The 17,489-nt window shown below is 41.0% G+C and carries 16 protein-coding genes and 2 pseudogenes; 4 read left to right on the forward strand and 14 right to left on the reverse strand.

Annotated elements, in window-relative coordinates; translation table 11 throughout:
• Positions 1-377 precede the first annotated feature (377 nt).
• Both F3G91_RS10655 and F3G91_RS10660 read left to right on the forward strand, forming a co-directional pair.
• Positions 378-1,208 (forward strand): annotated as a pseudogene (locus tag F3G91_RS10655) (Cache 3/Cache 2 fusion domain-containing protein); the annotation flags it as partial.
• Positions 1,209-1,232: 24 nt separating this feature from the next.
• Positions 1,233-2,285 (forward strand): annotated as a pseudogene (locus F3G91_RS10660) (methyl-accepting chemotaxis protein); the annotation flags it as partial.
• 112 nt (positions 2,286-2,397) lie between these two features.
• Here F3G91_RS10660 and truD read toward each other — a convergent pair.
• Positions 2,398-3,522, reverse strand: a complete 1,125-nt coding sequence (gene truD, locus F3G91_RS01050) for a tRNA pseudouridine(13) synthase TruD (protein ID WP_149700423.1) — start codon at positions 3,520-3,522, stop codon at positions 2,398-2,400.
• Positions 3,500-4,321 carry a thiamine-phosphate kinase gene (locus F3G91_RS01055; protein ID WP_149700424.1) on the reverse strand — a complete coding sequence of 274 codons (822 nt, stop codon included), beginning with the start codon at positions 4,319-4,321 and terminating at the stop codon, positions 3,500-3,502. The genes truD and F3G91_RS01055 overlap by 23 nt, the downstream gene beginning before the upstream one ends.
• Positions 4,322-4,384: 63 nt before the next feature.
• On the opposite strand from F3G91_RS01055, the gene F3G91_RS01060 reads away from it, so the two are divergent.
• Complete coding sequence (locus tag F3G91_RS01060) at positions 4,385-5,404, forward strand: HdrB C-terminal domain-containing protein (RefSeq protein ID WP_149700425.1); 1,020 nt, start codon at positions 4,385-4,387, stop codon at positions 5,402-5,404.
• 865 nt (positions 5,405-6,269) lie between these two features.
• Here the strand turns inward: F3G91_RS01060 and F3G91_RS01065 are convergent.
• The 11 genes from F3G91_RS01065 to F3G91_RS01115 form a co-directional block, all read right to left on the reverse strand.
• Complete coding sequence (locus F3G91_RS01065; RefSeq protein WP_149700426.1) at positions 6,270-8,078, reverse strand: menaquinone biosynthesis decarboxylase; 1,809 nt, start codon at positions 8,076-8,078, stop codon at positions 6,270-6,272.
• 172 nt (positions 8,079-8,250) lie between these two features.
• Positions 8,251-8,601 carry an Imm10 family immunity protein gene (locus F3G91_RS01070; RefSeq protein ID WP_149700427.1) on the reverse strand — a complete coding sequence of 117 codons (351 nt, stop codon included), beginning with the start codon at positions 8,599-8,601 and terminating at the stop codon, positions 8,251-8,253.
• 2 nt (positions 8,602-8,603) lie between these two features.
• A complete protein-coding gene (gene hemC / locus F3G91_RS01075; protein WP_149700428.1) occupies positions 8,604-9,533 on the reverse strand; it encodes a hydroxymethylbilane synthase in 930 nt (309 codons plus the stop codon).
• An 8-nt stretch (positions 9,534-9,541) separates the two neighbouring features.
• Complete coding sequence (locus F3G91_RS01080) at positions 9,542-9,973, reverse strand: FxsA family protein (RefSeq protein WP_149700429.1); 432 nt, start codon at positions 9,971-9,973, stop codon at positions 9,542-9,544.
• Complete coding sequence (locus F3G91_RS01085) at positions 9,970-11,670, reverse strand: proline--tRNA ligase (protein ID WP_149700430.1); 1,701 nt, start codon at positions 11,668-11,670, stop codon at positions 9,970-9,972. Before F3G91_RS01085 ends, F3G91_RS01080 begins: the two co-directional genes overlap by 4 nt.
• Entirely contained in the window at positions 11,660-12,943 is a 1,284-nt protein-coding gene (hemA, locus tag F3G91_RS01090) for a glutamyl-tRNA reductase (RefSeq protein WP_021085432.1), read from the reverse strand. Before hemA ends, F3G91_RS01085 begins: the two co-directional genes overlap by 11 nt.
• A complete protein-coding gene (locus F3G91_RS01095) occupies positions 12,943-13,836 on the reverse strand; it encodes a polyprenyl synthetase family protein (protein WP_149700431.1) in 894 nt (297 codons plus the stop codon). Before F3G91_RS01095 ends, hemA begins: the two co-directional genes overlap by 1 nt.
• Positions 13,837-13,846: 10 nt before the next feature.
• Positions 13,847-14,278, reverse strand: coding sequence for a hypothetical protein (locus F3G91_RS01100; RefSeq protein ID WP_149700432.1), 432 nt, complete (start codon positions 14,276-14,278; stop codon positions 13,847-13,849).
• On the reverse strand, positions 14,271-14,525 hold the full coding sequence (locus tag F3G91_RS01105) for a DUF2018 family protein (protein ID WP_107856093.1): 255 nt from the start codon (positions 14,523-14,525) through the stop codon (positions 14,271-14,273). The genes F3G91_RS01100 and F3G91_RS01105 overlap by 8 nt, the downstream gene beginning before the upstream one ends.
• Positions 14,526-14,573: 48 nt before the next feature.
• Entirely contained in the window at positions 14,574-15,197 is a 624-nt protein-coding gene (locus F3G91_RS01110) for an HAD family hydrolase (protein ID WP_149700433.1), read from the reverse strand.
• Positions 15,194-15,526 carry a hypothetical protein gene (locus tag F3G91_RS01115; protein ID WP_054196491.1) on the reverse strand — a complete coding sequence of 111 codons (333 nt, stop codon included), beginning with the start codon at positions 15,524-15,526 and terminating at the stop codon, positions 15,194-15,196. Before F3G91_RS01115 ends, F3G91_RS01110 begins: the two co-directional genes overlap by 4 nt.
• A 106-nt stretch (positions 15,527-15,632) precedes the next feature.
• On the opposite strand from F3G91_RS01115, the gene F3G91_RS01120 reads away from it, so the two are divergent.
• Entirely contained in the window at positions 15,633-16,904 is a 1,272-nt protein-coding gene (locus F3G91_RS01120) for an O-acetylhomoserine aminocarboxypropyltransferase/cysteine synthase family protein (RefSeq protein ID WP_103650214.1), read from the forward strand.
• 38 nt (positions 16,905-16,942) lie between these two features.
• On the opposite strand, the gene F3G91_RS01125 is transcribed toward F3G91_RS01120, so the two are convergent.
• Positions 16,943-17,122 carry a transformation system protein gene (locus F3G91_RS01125; protein ID WP_103650213.1) on the reverse strand — a complete coding sequence of 60 codons (180 nt, stop codon included), beginning with the start codon at positions 17,120-17,122 and terminating at the stop codon, positions 16,943-16,945.
• Positions 17,123-17,489: the final 367 nt, after the last annotated feature.

A 17,489-nucleotide genomic window follows, 5' to 3' on the forward strand; every position in this document is an offset into this window, starting at 1 on the left:
ATCGTCATTTTCTGTCTTTATGGTTTGTCCAGTGGTCTTTAAATTGCCTAAAGCTTCTTTTAGGACATGCATATATAGTTTTGCATTATCTTCGTTATCTTCATCAAATAGCTCAACTGTATCCATCGCAAGTGCGACGTCTTGTTTAACTGTAGTTGCCACTCCATTCTTGATCTCACGCTCCAAAACGTTTGATATAAAAAATACAAAGCAAACAAAAATTTAAAAGTCATTATTTTTCCCAGAAATTCTATATGTTTTACGAGAAAAAATTTGTATAATAAGACCTTAAAATCTAACCAAGGAGGATATAGATGAATTTGCGTAGCATCTTAGTCAAGGTATCAGCGATCATCGCTTTAGTTCTTGCCATTTGTATGGCTTGCTTTGTATTTTTTATATCAAACGTTTTGGAGCGTGAGATCAAGAATGGAGTGGCAACTACAGTTAAACAAGACGTCGCACTTGCGATGGATACAGTTGAGCTATTTGATGAAGATAACGAAGATAATGCAAAACTATATATGCATGTCCTAAAAGAAGCTTTAGGCAATTTAAAGACCACTGGACAAACCATAAAGACAGAAAATGACGATGCTTTAGAGCTTATCTCAGATAAAATGGGCGTGTTAAATAACAACCACGAGATATCTGATAAGATCAAAAAGCTAACAAACGGCGGCATCCCAACTATCTTTGCAAAATCAGGCAATGAATTTGCTGCTGTATCTACCTCACTTTTACTAGATGATGGCAGTAGAGCGCTTGGTATGCTAAACAAAACGATCTATCCAAAGATGATGAACAAAGAAACATATGTGGGTGCATTAAATATTTTTGGCAGAAACTATATGTGTGTCTATGAGCCAGTCATTCAAAACGGCGAAGTTGTAGCGGTTTTATTTATAGGTTACGACTTTACTGAAGGCTTAGAAGATCTTCAAAAGACAATGGCACAAATGAAGTTAGGCGAGCATGGATACTTCTCTATCTTTAATACAAAGACTAACAAATTTGAAATCCACCCAACTCAAGCTGGTAAAGAGCTAAGCAGCGATGTTAAAGCTACTATGGAAAAAATAGTAAAACAAAAAGAAGGTGTTGAATTCGCTAATACTGGTGGAGTTGAGAGAGTAGTTGCTTTTGAGCCATTTGACAAGCTAAACTGGATCGTGCTTGGCTCAGCTGTTACAGATGACTTTTTAACACCTCAAAAAGTAGTTAGCAAAAACTTCATCATCGCAAGCATTATAGTTACATTGCTTCTTATCATAGTATCTATCTTCTTGCTTAAAAAGCTAGTTGCAAATCCTATCGATAGACTAGGAGCAAATTTAAATGCTATAACATCTGACTTTACTCTTAAAATCCCAATCTACGGCAAAGATGAGATAGCTAAAATAAGTAATGATATAAATAACTTCATAGAGCGCATAAGAGTGCTTATAAGCGACACTAAAAACCTTTCAAGCGAAAACAGCTCAGTTGCTAACGAGCTAAGCTCTACATCTCTTCAAACAGGCAAACGCGTAGAAGAATCAACCCAGATCGTTGAAGAGACAAATCAAAGATGCAAGTCTATGCAAGAAAGCATGAAAGAGTCACTTTCAATTGCTCAAGCTGGCAAAGATGATCTTCAAAAGGCAAGCACTCATATAAAAACAGCTACTGAGGCTATCAGAGCCCTATCATCTCAGATCATAGACTCTGCTAATGTAGAAAATCAAATGGCTGGTAAGATCGAGCAGCTTAGCCGTGATGCAGAGCAGGTTAAATCAGTGCTTGTTGTTATCAACGATATAGCTGATCAGACAAACCTACTTGCTCTTAACGCAGCCATTGAGGCAGCTCGTGCAGGTGAGCATGGACGTGGCTTTGCAGTCGTTGCTGACGAGGTTAGACAGCTAGCTGAGAGAACTCAAAAGTCTCTAACAGAGATAAATGCAACTATCAACGTTATCGTTCAAGCGATAAATGATAGCAGCGAGCAAATGGGTATCAACTCTAAACAAATTCAAGAGCTAACCCACGTTGCAAGCGACGTTGAAAAGACGATAAATGATATGAGTGCAACGATGAATAACGCCATAGCGATGTCTGACAAGACTATGCAAGACTACATCGCAACTGGCAAGAATGTAAATGAGATCATGGATGGCATCTCAGAGATCAATCAAATTTCATCTGAAAATGCTAGAAGCGTAGAAGAGATAGCTTCTGCGGCTGAACATCTAAATAAGATGACAGATGCGCTAAATTCTAAACTAAGCGTCTTTAGAACTTAAGACTTTTACCTTTTAAATTTAATGTTTTTGGTCTAGCTTTGGCTGGACCTTTTTAAATTTAAACCAGCTAAATTTAGCCAGCCCTACTTTTAAACCTATCTTTAAATTTAACCTACTCAAATATATTTTTATGCAAAATTTCTTCTAGCACAACTGTGGCGTATGAGCCCTTTTGAAGTGTGAAATTTAAGCTAAAATGAGCGTTTTCTTCGTTGTATTTGTAGCTTGTATTTTCAAGATACGCCCAGTTAAAGCGCCTTGAGCCAGCGATCTTTGAAGTAAGCGAAAATGCCTCAGCGAAAATTTCATCCTCAAGCTCTTTTGCCACGCCGCTTGCCTCATAGGCCTTTGCGCCGACAATGAGACCAAGGCTTGTGATATCACGCCTAGCAAATCTTTGTGCCTCTTGATCTAAATTTTCACACAAAAAGAGCTTGCCAAATGGATAGTGCCCCAAAACCTCCCCTGGCAAAAGCTTAAAAAAGCTCTCCTGCGCCTTCATCGCCTGAAGAATTTCTTTGCTAAAGTTTTTATAAATTTCGCCTAGCTCACTTAGGCTAAAGTCACTTACAAACCTTGAAATTTCAACCCTTTTGCTAAGATAGCGGTTAAAAAGTTCGCTTTGATAGGCTGAGATCAAAAAGTCATTTAGCTTTACATTTTTGCTCTTTTTGCCATTTATCGTGCCGTTTTTAAGAAGCTCAAGGCCAGTCGCAGCATTGTCGCCAAATTTACCAAAGCGCTGGTAGCCAAAGTAGTTTGCATAGCCCATTTTATCGATGCTGACAAAGGCCTGCTCTAGCTTTTTAGCGCTACTTGGCAGCACCTTTTTTAGACGGATGAAAAAGCTATTGCCCTTTAGATGTCCGATGCGGAGCTTGTTTTTATGCACGTTTAAATTTAAAATTTTCATCTTTTCATGGCTAAAGTTTGCAAGCGCGCTCTCAAATTTACGAGGCATAGAGATAAACTGCGTCGTCATGCCCTGCTTGTCCTTTAGCCCTGCATAGCCAAAGTCGCGCATCTTAGCCCCTGTAACCTCGCTTAAGGCGTGCAAAGCGTCGCTTGTCGTCATATCTTTTTTAGAAATTTCAACGATCAAATGCTCGCCGTCACCACTAAATTCATAAAGCGGTATCTCGCGCACGACAAAATCATCTGAGTTTTTAGAAAAATATGCCTCGATGGGCGCATGAGTGAGCGCATAAAGTGGCTTAAAAGTGGTGGCTTCTTGCATTTTGTCTTAACCTTTTGTGTGAAATTTTGGCAAAAATCGTGATCTTTGTCCTAGTTTTTGCGGCGATCCTTTTAATAGCGCATAAATTTTTAGGACTAAAGGTAAATAAAACCTCGTACTCCTCGCCGCTACTAAGCTCAAATTTGCTTAGTTTTTTTGTAAATTTAGCGCCTTTTTTGCTAGCCTTTAAAAGCTTACCAAGGTCGGTATTTAGCCCGTCTGAGATATCCATGGCGGAGTTTATAAGATGAGCTGCTTTGTAAAAAAACTTATCTCTTAAAACAGGCTTTTTAAAGCGTGAGTTTTTAGAAATTTGAGCCAGTCTTAAAAGCGATTTTAGCCCCTTTTGGCTGCCTCCAAGCTTGCCTGTAAATGCGACAAGATCGCCAAATTTAGCATTTTTTCTAAGCACAGCCCTGCCCTTTAGCTCGCCGATCACGCTGACGCTTATGTTTAAAATGGAGCTACTTATCGTGTCGCCGCCGATTATCTTTACGCCAAACTCTTCGCACGCCCTATTTATGCCCCTACTTAGCTCGCTGATCTGGCGCGGCGTGAAGCTCTTTGGCAGACTAAGTCCAAGAAGGGCGAATTTAGGCTTAGCATTCATCACGATCGTATCTGAAAAATTTACGATCATCGCCTTGTAGCCGATCTCTGCAAGGCTTAGCCAGCCAAGCTTAAAGTGCGAATTTTGCGCAAAAATGTCCTTGCTAAAGACCATTTTGCCGGCAACCGCCGCATCATCGCCGATATATTCGTTACTAAAGCATGCAATCGTAAAATTTTCTTTATCCATTGAGCTATTATAATGAAACTCCTTTTAAATTTAGGATAAAATAAGCCCAAAAAAAGGATACAGATGCAAAGAGTTGAGATTTTTAGATTTGACGCGAAAAGAGATGTTTTGGCATATTTTAAGCCCTATTTTTTAGAGATTTCAGACTTTGCAAACTTAAACGAGCTTTTTGCCCACGTAAAGAGCATAGACCCCTACTTTAGCCCATTTGAAGGCTTTGTCAAGGTAAATGACGTCGTAGTTAGCACCACCCAGCCACTTGAAAATTTAGCTCAAAAACTGAGCAGCGAGCTTTGCATCGCTCCACTTGATGAAAAAAGAGCAGTTATAGACCTAGCCATAAATGATGATGACTTTTGGGCGAAATTTGAGCCATTTGCTAGCTTTTGTAAAAGAGCCGACAAAGAGCTTTACGCTAGCTTTAAGCCCTATTTTTACGCTGATTTTGTGAGAGACTACGAGCCAAATTTTATAGGAGCTGCCGCAATAATGCTAGCTCATCATCTTTATAAAAATGAGAAAAATGATGAAATTTTAAAGCTTATTAGCGGTAAAAACGGCGTTTTGATAGCCTGCGAGCTTGATGATTTGCTATTTGGTGGAAGTGAAATTTACAACGAAGCGATTAAATTTTTCAAAGAAATTTTAGGCATAAAAGCAACGCAAAAATATGAAAACGAGCTTGAAAAGATAGAAAAACTTAGTAAATTTAAAGAGTTTAAGATAGCCATAAAAGACAGACTGCCAGCAAATTTAAGCGCATGCAAGGCAAATTTTATAGAGCTAAACGCCAAAATGCCTTGTGGATATGATCTTTTAAAGGCTGATGAGGAGCTAGCCTGCAAGCTTGCTAGTAAGATAATTTTTGCTGCATTTGATAGTGGGGCTGACTTTTTGCTAGCTAGTAATGAAACGGAGTTTCATATCTTTGACACGCTAGCAAAAAAGCTTGAGAAGTCTGCTAATAGAAGCTTGCAAGACTTTTATGTCTTAAGAGTGAGCGAGCTAATGGCGTTTGAAAATGGCGAGATACCAAGCAGCCTAAAAGAGCATGTTTTGAAGGTTGGCCTAGTAAATTTATAAGCTAAATTTACTAGGCCAAATTTAAAGCTTTATGGCACTCGTGCGATTTTAAATCTTGTATTTAGGGTTTATAATTTTTCTAAAAACAAAAATAAGCTATTTTAAACGCTTGATTTACCAAAGCTGGCATAGCATATCTTTTTTTAAAAAACGCACCTGTAATCTGCTAACTTTATTAAATTGAAAAGTTTTGACGCTTCTAGTTATTTAAATTTAAAAGTTTTTACACTTCTGATCTTTTGAATTTAGATGTTTTTATGCTCACATAACAGATCAAATTTAATTTTCACTTGTCTCTTACTCCAAATTTTATCTCTACACAAGGCAGAATCATATTATTTTACGTAAATTTTTACATATTATTTTTAGTATTTTAAGAAATTTGAAGTGCTAAATTTAAAAATTTGCGTTTGCTGGTGTAAATTTTGGTAGCTTTCAAGCCAACCAAGCCAACCAAAACCCCCAGATAAAACAGAAAAAATTAACTAGAAATTTTCATAAAAATGGCAAGAAATTTATGCCAAAGTATAAAAATAGCCTTAAGTTAAGCCATTTTTAAGTGCAAAAACCAATCTATTTTGAATTTAAAAGCAATTTTATCAAGCCAAAATGCTAAATCAAATTTAAAGCTTAATGATAAAGAGCTTTGCCTATACGGCCAAGAGCGAACTTGAGCGATCACGCTAGCTTTATGCGCCGATCGAGCCATTTTTAGCGATAGAGACGGCTAGCAAACAGGGAGCAGCATTTCACACGACTGCGACCGGCAAGTAGCCGTTTGAATATAACTACAAGGGTTGGGTGGCTGAGCACATTTTCTTGTCACTTTTGCGCACGAGCGTGCCAAAGCCACTAGGTTACAACCCTACCCAAATATCTCAAATTTATGAAAAAGCTCTGGCTCATCTTTTACTACACCACGCTTCACAAGATCAACCACCACTTCTCGCTCGCAGTCAGTTTGCATAGGCCAGCCACGCGTGTAGCCCTCAAGCTCACTCTTGCTCGTCGCATCCACACAGAAATTTTCACCATCTATGTAGATATCACGCAAGGCATCTATGTTATTTGTCACGCGCCAAAGCAGCATATATGGATTTTCTAGGTAGTTTTGCATATCCACGACGACTAGAAGCTTGAAAAATTCTCTAAACTCCAAAAGCTTAGAAAATAACTCTTTTACAGGGCGATCTTTTTTAAATTTAATCACACAAATAGGCGTTTTACTCTCTTTTTTAAACTGCCTAAGCTCTTTAACATTTGGCGCAACGCTTTGAAATTTAGCCAAAAGCTCGTCATCGCTTAAGACCGCAGGGCTAAATTTACAAAAATCCTGCGTCGCATCGATGCCAAGCTTGCCGCCAAAGCACGAGTTTGGACTGGCGTGATCGAGCTGGTCGCACACGCCTTGGCTTATTAGCACACTTTCGCTACCAAATCTATCAAGCACAAAGTCCGTAAATTTCCCATAGTTCTCAAGCGCAGGCCCCTCAGCGCCCACGAAAATAGCATGCTTTACAAAGCTCATCTGCCCAACACCCCAAAATGCGTGCATCGCCTGCTTAGCGTGAGCTGGATAAAGAGCGTTGATCTTGGCTAAGATCAGGTTGTGAAAGACGCCATTTTCAGGCATGTTGTAGTCAAGTAGCTCTGGCACGGTCGTGCGCAAAAGTGGCAAGAAAATGCGCTCAGTCGCCCAGCCCATATACTTATCCTCAAGCGGCGGCTTGCCAACCACGGTCGCGTGAAATACGGGGTCTTGTTTGCTAGTTATCGCCGTGACCTCCATCACTGGAAATGGCTCAACTGGCGTGTAAAAGCCAGTGTGATCGCCAAATGGCCCCTCAAGCTCGCTCTTAGCAGTATCCACAAAACCCTCGATCACGTAGTCGGCGTCGTGTGGGATGTAAATTTCATTAGTGAGCGACTTTACAAGCTTGGCTGGCTCTTTGCGGATAAAGCCGTAAAGTAGCAGCTCAAATACGCCCTTTGGCAACGGCGCTTGGCCGCACCAGATGTAGAGTGGATCGCCGCCGATCGCCACAGAGACTGGCATCTTACGACCTGCGCGCTTATACTCGTGAAAGAAATTTGCGCCGTCTTTGTGGATCTGCCAGTGCATGCCAAGGCGATTTTTATCATAAATTTGCAGTCTATACATGCCTAAATTTTGCAGCGCACCATCAAGACTTTGCGTATAGACCTGCCCCATCGTGATAAAAGCACCTCCGTCATGCGGCCAGGTCTTTAGCGCAGGCAGGCTCAAAAGATCAGCCTGCTCGCCCATAAATTTGACCTGCTGGCACTCGCCCTCGCCCTTTAGCCTTTTTGTAAAAATTTTTCTCATGCTAAAAAGATAGGCTAAAAAGTCAAGCTTCTCTTTGAAATTCTCAGGTTTTTTGGGATTTAAAAGCTTTTCTATCTCAGCCGCGATCTCATCAGGCTGCACGCCAAATATCAGCTCAAGCGCCCTTTTTGAGCCGTAGATATTTGTAAGCACTGGGGCGAATTTACGCCCAGTTTTTTTGCAGACTGGGTTTGTAAAAAGTAGCGCTTGCGAGCCTTCGCGCTTGACCTCGATGTAGCTAGCGTGCGCGATCTCTAGGTCGATGTCCACTGGCTCCTCGATCACCCTAAGTAGGCCGTTATCTTTTAAAAGCTTGATGTAGTCCATATTTTTCCCTTAAATTTTTAAGGATGATAGCTAAAATTTGATAAAAAAGGCGATGCTAATATTTTGTTATTGCATGTAAAGGCAGTTTGTGCGTGTCTGTTTTTTATCGCAAAGACAACTCTATCATCGCGGCTCAAAAAGCGGCAAAGCAGGCGAATGATTAAATTTAGGGCTACTCTAGCAGCTCGCCGAATATCTCTTTGCTATATTTCATAAAGCGCTCATTAAGCTTAACATCCTCGGTATCTACGCAAATGAGACTATCTTGCACCTCAAAAATGATGCTCTTATCAGTGATTTTCACCCGCTTGCAAGCGTTGTAGCAAATATCGCCATTGCACTCAGCATATAGGCCGTTTATCTCGGCGTTTTCGTCGTCGCCCTTTTTTAGTTTGATCGGTCTTTGAAAGATTATGTAGTTTTTGTAGTTATATTTGTCGTCCGCAAGACCGATCATATAGTAGTTGTCTTTGCTATTTTTAGTGGCGCTTATGGCTTTTGCTTTAAAATTTAGCTCAAACACGCTTATGCCATCTCTTCAGCGCGTTTTAAAAGCTCTTTCGCCCCTTTTTCTATAAATTTATGCGCTAGCTCTTTGCCGATGCTTTGAAATTTATCTTTGCTACTCTTTAAGCTATCTTTTATAAACTCGCTTCCATCAGGCAGGCCAACGATCGCATCGATAGAAATTTCATCGCCTTTTAGCCTTGCGCTTATGCCTATTGGCACTTGGCAGCCACCCTCTAAAACGCTTACGAAGTCACGCTCTATGGTCGTTTCTATAACTGCATTTTCGTCGTTTAGAAAGTCAATCTGCTCTAAAATTTGCTTCTCATCTCTAGCCTCGACACCAAGAGCACCCTGACCCATCGCAGGTATCATCTCGTCAAAGCCAAATGTGTAGATGTGCGCCACTTCGGCCTTGATATTTAGGCGGTTTATGCCAGCCATCGCCAAAATGATCGCGTCAAATTCGCCTTCTTTTAGCTTTCTAAGTCTAGTTTGCACGTTTCCACGAAGCGAGATGATCTCAAGATCAGGCCTCATGATAAGTAGCTGCATCTTGCGGCGCAGGCTCGTTGTGCCGACTTTAGCGCCGTGCGGTAGGTCGCTAAATTTAGCAAATTTCTCACTTATCATCGCATCTCTGGTGTCCTCGCGTGAGCAAATAGCCGCTAGTTTAAGCCCTTCTGGAAAGACTACTGGCACGTCTTTTAGGCTATGCACGGCGATGTCAGTCTCGCCTTTTAGCATGCTATCTTCAAGCTCTTTTGTGAAAAGTCCCTTGCCACCGATCTTGGCTAGTGGCGTGTCAAGGATCACGTCACCCTTTGTCTTCATGCCCTCAAGCACGACCTTCACGCCCTTGTGCTGCGCCTCGATCCTAGCCTTGATATGCTCGCTTTGCCAAAGTGCTAAGATGCTCTTTCTAGTTGCTATTTTTATCTCTTTCATCATCTCTCCTAATTTACTCTTTTTGGCTCTTCGATGACCTCAACGTCGATGATCTCGCCATCATCTTTTTTACTGCCCTGCTCGCTAAAATTTTGAAATTTAAACTCCTGATAGCTCTCATTTTTCGCTGCATTTTTCTTAAACACTAAAGAAAAAACGACCACGGCGATACCAAAAATATCTGTCAAAATTCCTGGTAAAAAGAGCAGCGCTCCGCCAAAGCTAAGTCCTAGCTGACTAAATAAATTTCCGCCAAGAAAGCTTTTAAGCGCCACTTGAGGCGAATTTAAGCTAGAAAATCCAGCATTAAAAAGAAGTGCGATACCAACAAATCCAGACACCAGCACCTCAAGAAAGTAGTTTAAAAAGCCAAATTTATCAACAAAAAGATAGATAAATACCGCTTCTATCAAAAAAAACAAAAATGCAAAAAATCTCATAAGCTTTCTTTTATCTTTCTAAAGGCGTCGTTTGCCTCTATCGCCTCTTTGCTTAGCCCATCTCTTGTTATAAACTCAACCTTGCCATTTGCAAATTCTTTACCCACAAGCAGTGCGTAAGGAAAGCCTATAAGCTCAAAATCATTCATCTTAACGCCAAATCTCTCGTTTCTATCATCGATGATGACGCTAACGCCAGCTTTTTTAAGGCTCTCATAAAGCTCAAATGCAAATTTCACGCCCACTTCATCTTTTAAATTTGAGATGATGATCTCCACATCAAACGGCGCGCACTCTTTTTTCCAAATGCAGCCCTTCTCATCGTGGCTAGCCTCTATCATCACAGCGATCAGCCTGCTTATGCCAATGCCGTAGCAGCCCATCAAAAATGGCTTTGCCTTGCCGTTTTCGTCAAGATATGTCGCGTTCATCGCAGCCGAATATTTATCGCCTAGCTGAAAGATATGACCAACTTCTATGCCTTTGCTAAGTTTTAAATTTCCACCACAAACTGGGCATTTATCGCCCTCTTTTACCTTTACAAGGTCTTTAAATCTCTCTTCGTTAAATCCGCTAACACTAACGCCAACAAAGTGATAGTCTTTTTCGTTAGCGCCACATATCATGTTGTTTGCGCCTTTTAGCTCGTTATCTATAAAAAATTTCACATCCTTTAGCCCAACTGGCCCGCAAAATCCAGCCACAAGCCCAGCTTTAGCCACGTCAGCCTCGCTAGCATCGACAAGCTCTAGCGCCTTGCAAGCGTTTTGCGCCTTTGTCTCCTGAAGCTCGTCATCGCCCCTTACAAAAAAGACCACAACCTCTTCTTTATCCTCATAAATCGCCTTTTTTATAACAGCTTTTATGCAGTAAAACTCGCTAACTTTGAAAAACTCCGCCACATCTTTTATAGTTTTTGCATTTGGCGTTAGAAATTTAGCCGCATCCGCCTCTGGCGCCTCAGCCTCGCTAACTCTTGGCTTGCGTCTTGCAGCCTCAACGTTTGCAGCGTATCTGCAAGCCTCACAGCAAAGTATGTCGTCCTCGCCGTTACTTGCAAGCACCATAAACTCTTTACTGCCGCTACCGCCAATGGCTCCGCTATCAGCCTCAACAGCTCTAAAATTTAGCCCCAAGCGGGTAAAAATCTTACTATAAGTTGCCTCCATAAGGTCAAATTCACGCTTAAGATCCTCTTTGCTCGAGTGAAAGCTATAGCCATCTTTCATCGTAAATTCGCGACCTCTTAGTAAGCCAAATCGTGGTCTTGCCTCGTCACGAAATTTGGTGTTTATCTGGTATAAATTTAGTGGTAGCTGCTTGTAGCTAGTCACCTTGCCACGCACCAAAGCAACGGCTGCCTCTTCGTTTGTAGGACTTATGACAAAGTCGTTGTCCTTTCTATCTTTAAAGCGCAAAAGCTCCTTGCCAAAGACATTATAGCGGCCACTTTGCTTCCAAAGCTCGCCTGAAGTGACCACGCTAAAGCTCACCTCTAGCGCGCCAGCCTCGTTCATCTCCTCTTTTACCACGTGTGAAATTTTATCGTGCATGATCTTTCCAAGCGGCAGATAGTTATAAAGCCCAGAGCCGATCTGCTCGACAAAGCCACCTCTTATCAAAAACTGATGGCTTGGTAAAGATGCATCTTTTGGCGCTTCTTTGGTCGTTGGGGCGTAAAATTTACTAAATTTCATCTATATCTCCTGCTTGAAAATTTTGTTCATCTTTTATATCAAATAAAAATTTAACTCCATTTGAAAGCTCACTAGCTCTCTCCTCGTCTGCAAGCCCTTTTAGCTTCATCGTTGGCTGGTGCAAAAAGGCTTTAAAGACCTGATGGATGAGCTTTTGCGCTTCATCGTAATCGCTATGTTTTAAATAGCCCTTTTTCATCGCCTTTTCTAGCTCGTTTTTAGCGCAAATTTCAGCCTGTTTGCGGATAGATTTTATAAGAGGCACGCTCATATCTTCTTTTAAAGTCTTTAAAAACTCACTCGTATCTTGACCGACGATCGAGTAGGCCTTTTGCGCCTGCTCCTCTCTTAGGGCTAAATTTTTACGCACGATCTCCTCTAGGCTATCGACAGTATAGACGCTGATAAGCTCTGTGTTTAAAAGGTCGATATCTCTTGGCACAGCGATATCAAAAAAGTATCTGTGAAATTCTCTTGGCTCGATGATCTCGCCTGTGATGATAGCGTGCGGGGCTGCGGTGCTTGAAAAGATGAGATCGTAGTTATTTACATACTCTTTTAATTTCAAAATACTATCCCAGCTCGCGTTATCTCCTAGGCTATCAACTAGCTGCTCAACGCGCTCGGAGCTTCTGTTTATGATGATCACTTCTGCGCCGCTTGATATGAGGTGCTTTGCTGCTAGCTCGCCCATCTCGCCAGCGCCCACGACGATAGCCGTTTTACCTTCAAGCGTGCCAAAAATTTCTTTTGCCTTTGCCACGGCGACGCTTGAGACTGAGATCGGGTTTTTAGAAATTTGAGTTTCGTTTCTAACCTTAGCAGCGCACTTACATGCGTAGTGTATGATCTTGCTGATATCTTCGCCACATGAGTTGTTATCATAGGCAAATTTAAAGGCATTTTTTAGCTGGCCAACGATCTGCGTTTCGCCAACGACTAGGCTATCAAGCGAGCTTGCCACGGCAAAGAGGTGGTGTGCAGCACCGCTGTTTTCATAGATGTCAGCTCTCTCATAAAGCTCATCTTCAAAAACGCCTGAAAATATCGACATACACCTAATGATATGAGCAGTAGCAGCCTTTACATCCTCTACGCTTGCTATGATCTCGACGCGGTTGCAGGTGTTTAGCACCATGCTCTCTTTTATGTTTTTGTTTGAGTTTATCAGCTTTAAAATTTGCTCTTTTTTCTCGTCACTATCAAATGCAAGCTTTTCTCTAACCGAAATATCAGTGTTTTTATATGTAAAACTTATGTCTAAATAGTGCATCAAAATTCCCTATCTATCATGCTTTTTATGATCCCTTCAAGCTCGGCGTTTTTATACTCTTTTATCGCTTCTATCGCCCCATTACCAAGCCTTTTTGCCTCGCTTACAGCCTTGCTAAGTGAGCCAGTTTTATCAAAATTTTCTTTTAGCCATGAAATTTCGTCCGCGTTTAACTTCTTTGCCCAAAGCGATTTAAGCTTTGTTTTACCAGCCTCGTCCAGGCTCTTATAAAGATATATGTATGGGAGTGTCGTTTTGCCCTCGACAAAGTCGTTAAGCGCTGGTTTGCCAAGCGTCTTTTCATCTTGAGTGATGTCTAAGATATCATCAACGATCTGAAACGCAAGGCCTAAATTTTTGCCGTAAATTCCAAATTTCTCACTATCTTTGCTAGCTAGCTTTGCCCCACAAATTGCCGTGGCTTCTATCAAAACAGCTGTTTTATAATAGATCATTTTTAGATATTCTTGCTCGTTTTCATTAAAATTTTCAGCCATTTTCACATCCATCATCTCGCCGATGCTTAGTTTGCTGACTGCGTCTGAGATGACAGCTGCGATGCTTGGATCAAATTTGGTTAGTTCAAAAAATGCCTTTGAGTAGAGAATATCGCCTAGCATGACTGAGTTTTTACTGCCATAAAGTGCGTTTATGCTTGGTTTGCCGCGTCTTATATTTGCCTCGTCTATGACGTCATCGTGTAGCAAGCTTGCAAGGTGGATGAGCTCGATGATAGCGCAAAGTTTAAGTGAAATTTCACTCTCGCCTGCGATCTTTAATAGAAGTTTTGAGCGCAGCTTCTTGCCTGAGCTTATCTTTAAAAACATCTCAAACGCCTCTTTGTAGCCAAGCTCGTTTATAAATTTGCTCATTATTTCATCGATTTTATCCATTTTTATCCTTCTATTTATCCTCGTGCGGATCTCTAAAACCCACATCCACACGCTTGCTCTCATCTAGCAGCGCCACCCTAAAATGCGCCTTTTTATCCTTAAAATCAATAAATGATATATAAAGGCTCACGCTCTCGTTTGGCGGCATCATAAAATCAGGCAAAACTCGCTGCATGTAGGTATCTTGCCCATGTCTTAGCGAAAAGACCATCTGTCTTGGATAGCGCCTAAAAAAACTTTGCACAGTGATATTTGTACTATCAAATAGCGTCCAACGAAAGTCAAATGTTTCAACTTTTTGAGTTTTTTTCTCGGTTATAAAGACGCGCGCCCACTCATCTTTTTTAAGCTCAAACGTATGGACCGAATTTGGGTCAAAATTTGGCTCTTTTGCAAAAAGAAGAGCGGCTAGCAAAGCAATGAGCGCAAAAATTCTACTCATTTTGGCTTAAAATTTCTCCGCTAAGCTCGATATATAGGTCATTTACTCCGTTATAAATTTTATCTTGCTCTGAGAGTATAAAATTTCTGATCTCATCTTCACTAACGCCATGCTTTTCGCAAAGCTCACTCATAGCTACAAATTTCTCAAAAATTTTATCTATCTCGTTTTTAACCAAAACGGCATTTGCGTTAAACAAAATGTCATAAAATTTATCCCTCGCACTGCCCTCAAATATATCTATCATCGCTGTTTCTTTGAAAATTTCTTAAGATTATAGCCAATTAAAACTAAGTTAAAAATTTAATATTATCTCCCAAGCTTCGCTGACATTTTTGGCATTATAAGTCGCTGTTTTGCTCTCCTCGCCAAATCCCCAGCAAACTTGCACATAAGGCATATTTGCGTTTTTGGCTGCAAGCTCGTCTTTTAGGCTATCTCCAACAAAGACCGCCCTGCTGGCTCCAGTTTTTTGAACAGCCAAATGAAGCATCGCAGGATCTGGCTTTTGCGGTATCTCCTTGCTAGCACCGATGACCTCGTCAAATAACTCATAAATTTCATTTTTCTTTAAAATTTTCTCTAGCGTATCATGCGGTGCATTGCTGGCCAAAACGACTTTAAATTTAGCCTCTTTGCACTTTTGCAAAAGCTCTTTTACACCATCATAGGTAGTCGCGCACTCATCGTAAAATTTCTTAAATTTCTCTTCAAAGCCCTCTTTTAAGCTCCTGCTTGGCGTGTCGATGCCGTAAAACTCAAGGGCTAAATTTCTACCTGGCTCATTGATCGCTTTTATGATAAATTCTTTTTCAAGTGGCGGCAAATTTAGCTCATCTCTTACTTCATTTACTGTTTTATATATCGCCTCGCCACTATCGATCACCGTGCCATCCATATCAAAAATAACTACTTTCAATCCTCATCCTTAAATTTATTTTTATGCTTTTCTTTCTTATATGTCTTTTGATTTTTTAGCTTATCAAGTAGATTTGCCGCCTTTAAAAGCTCATCTTTGGAGGCATTTTTGATAAGCAAATTTATAAAATTTTCTAGCGCCTTTGAGTATGGCTGGTCAAGATATACAGCCTCGACTTTTTCGATGACTTTCGCGTTTTTCTCCACTCTTTGGCGAAACTCAGTCTCGTCAAAGTCATCTCTTTTTAGCCCGTTTATCGCTGATTTTGCAAATTTTTCTAGCGCACGAAGATATTTTACACGCTTAAATTTGTCCGTGACTTGGTTCAAATTTTTCCTTTTTTTTGGCAAATTATATCAAAATTTGATTTTATCCCCTAAATGTTGGCTTTGCTAATGTATAATTTACGTAAAAATTACCAAACAAGGAGCAAAAATGAAGCAAGAAACCGCTGCGATCCACGTAGGCTACGACACAAACGAGGGCTTTGGCACGATGGCTGTGCCTATTTTTCAAAGCACGGCTTATGACTTTGGAAGTGCCGAGACCGCGGCTGCTAGGTTTGATCTAAAAGATAGTGGCTACATCTACACAAGACTTAGCAACCCAACGACAGATATCTTTGAAAAAAGGGTCGCTGCACTAGAGGGCGGAGCCGCTGCGATAGCGACTGCAAGCGGTCAGTCAGCTTTGTTTTACAGCATCATAAATTTAGCCCAAGCTGGCGATAATATCATCATCGCTAAGAAAATTTATGGCGGCACGACAGTGCTTTTTACGCACACGCTAAAGAGATTTGGCATAGAGGCTAGGGTCTTTGACAGCGACACAGCTGATGATCTGGAGGGCTTGATAGACGAAAAAACTAGGGCTATATTTTTTGAAACGCTTTCAAATCCGCAAATTTCTATCCCAAATATCGAAAAAATAGTAGAAATCGCAAACAAATATGGCATCATCAGTATCACTGATAACACCGTGCCAACGCCTATCATCTTTCAGCCACTTCGCCACGGCGTCGATGTTTGCGTGCATAGCGCTAGCAAATATATGAGCGGTCAGGGTCTTAGTCTAGCAGGTGTCGTAGTAAGTGCAAATCACCTAAACGAAAAACTAAAAGGCAACAAGAGATACGAGCACTTTAACGTGCCAGATGCGAGCTATCACGACATCGTATATGCTGATATGACCGATCGTTTTGACATCTACACGCTAAGAATGAGGCTTGCTATCGTGCGCGACATCGGCGCTGTGATCTCTCCGTTTAACTCTTGGCAGCTCATACAAGGGCTTGAAACGCTTGCTGTTAGGGTTGAGAGACACTCGCAAAACGCGCTAAAAGTGGCTAAATTTCTAAACTCTCACAAGCATATAAAAAGTGTGGCATACCCAGGGCTTGCCGACAACGTAGATCACGCAAAGGCTCAAAAATACTTTAAAGATGGCATGGCAAATGGACTATTTTGCTTTGAGACTGATAGCTTTGAGCGCGCAAAAAAGATGCTAGAGCGCGTAAAACTCTTTAAGATCGTAGTAAATATCGGCGATACAAAGTCGCTCATCACACACCCAGCCTCGACAACTCACCAGCAGCTAAGCAGCGAAGAGCTTATTAAAGCTGGCATCACAAAAGAGCTGATAAGAGTTAGCATAGGTCTTGAAAACGCCGAGGATCTGATAGCCGACCTAGCCCAAGCCTTAGAATAAAGAAATTTCTAGCTCATTTTGGGCTAGAAATTTAAAATTTACTCAAGCTTGCCGCATATCCTCTCACACTCTTTTGCTTGCCTTATAAATTTTATAACGATGTAGATGACAAGTAGCGGCACGCTTATATACCAAAATGCAAAAAAGGCGAGTATAAAAAACATAAATAAGAATGTTGCGAAATATACTAAGACAGCAAGGATGATATCATCAAGCATTTTTGCCTCCCATTTTGCTAGTGTTTTGGTGATTTTATAAAAAGCAAAATAAAACGAGACTGAACGGATTTGGTTCGGCTCTAAAATTTGAGTTAAGTTGCAAGCGAAGTCAAATTTTAGTAGCCAACTCTTGCGAGTGAATGGAATTTTAAAATTTGCAAAGACAGCTTTATTAAATTTGTAAATTCTTTTTATTCAAAAGGGAGACAAGGGGACTCGGGTTACGGTCTGCTTGCAGTTGCGAGCTTGCGAAGCAAAGAAGCTCCCTCTTAACAATCCCCTAACCCCGACGACGTTAGAGGTGCATGCCTCAGTGCTTCGCACTGCATGCGTTTTATTGAAATTCTAGTAAATTTTAAAATTTATG

This window comes from Campylobacter concisus (assembly GCF_902460715.1).
In the GTDB taxonomy this organism is placed as follows: domain Bacteria; phylum Campylobacterota; class Campylobacteria; order Campylobacterales; family Campylobacteraceae; genus Campylobacter_A; species Campylobacter_A concisus_AK.

What these genes read in the sequence shown, in the direction of transcription:
- truD (WP_149700423.1), bottom strand. Translation starts at nt 3,522, where the DNA reads ATGCAAGAAGCCACCACTTTTAAGCCACTTTATGCGCTCACTCATGCG.
- F3G91_RS01055 (WP_149700424.1), bottom strand. Translation starts at nt 4,321, where the DNA reads ATGGATAAAGAAAATTTTACGATTGCATGCTTTAGTAACGAATATATC.
- F3G91_RS01060 (WP_149700425.1), top strand. Translation starts at nt 4,385, where the DNA reads ATGCAAAGAGTTGAGATTTTTAGATTTGACGCGAAAAGAGATGTTTTG.
- F3G91_RS01065 (WP_149700426.1), bottom strand. Translation starts at nt 8,078, where the DNA reads ATGGACTACATCAAGCTTTTAAAAGATAACGGCCTACTTAGGGTGATC.
- hemC (WP_149700428.1), bottom strand. Translation starts at nt 9,533, where the DNA reads ATGAAAGAGATAAAAATAGCAACTAGAAAGAGCATCTTAGCACTTTGG.
- F3G91_RS01080 (WP_149700429.1), bottom strand. Translation starts at nt 9,973, where the DNA reads ATGAGATTTTTTGCATTTTTGTTTTTTTTGATAGAAGCGGTATTTATC.
- F3G91_RS01085 (WP_149700430.1), bottom strand. Translation starts at nt 11,670, where the DNA reads ATGAAATTTAGTAAATTTTACGCCCCAACGACCAAAGAAGCGCCAAAA.
- hemA (WP_021085432.1), bottom strand. Translation starts at nt 12,943, where the DNA reads ATGCACTATTTAGACATAAGTTTTACATATAAAAACACTGATATTTCG.
- F3G91_RS01095 (WP_149700431.1), bottom strand. Translation starts at nt 13,836, where the DNA reads ATGGATAAAATCGATGAAATAATGAGCAAATTTATAAACGAGCTTGGC.
- F3G91_RS01100 (WP_149700432.1), bottom strand. Translation starts at nt 14,278, where the DNA reads ATGAGTAGAATTTTTGCGCTCATTGCTTTGCTAGCCGCTCTTCTTTTT.
- F3G91_RS01105 (WP_107856093.1), bottom strand. Translation starts at nt 14,525, where the DNA reads ATGATAGATATATTTGAGGGCAGTGCGAGGGATAAATTTTATGACATT.
- F3G91_RS01120 (WP_103650214.1), top strand. Translation starts at nt 15,633, where the DNA reads ATGAAGCAAGAAACCGCTGCGATCCACGTAGGCTACGACACAAACGAG.
- F3G91_RS01125 (WP_103650213.1), bottom strand. Translation starts at nt 17,122, where the DNA reads ATGCTTGATGATATCATCCTTGCTGTCTTAGTATATTTCGCAACATTC.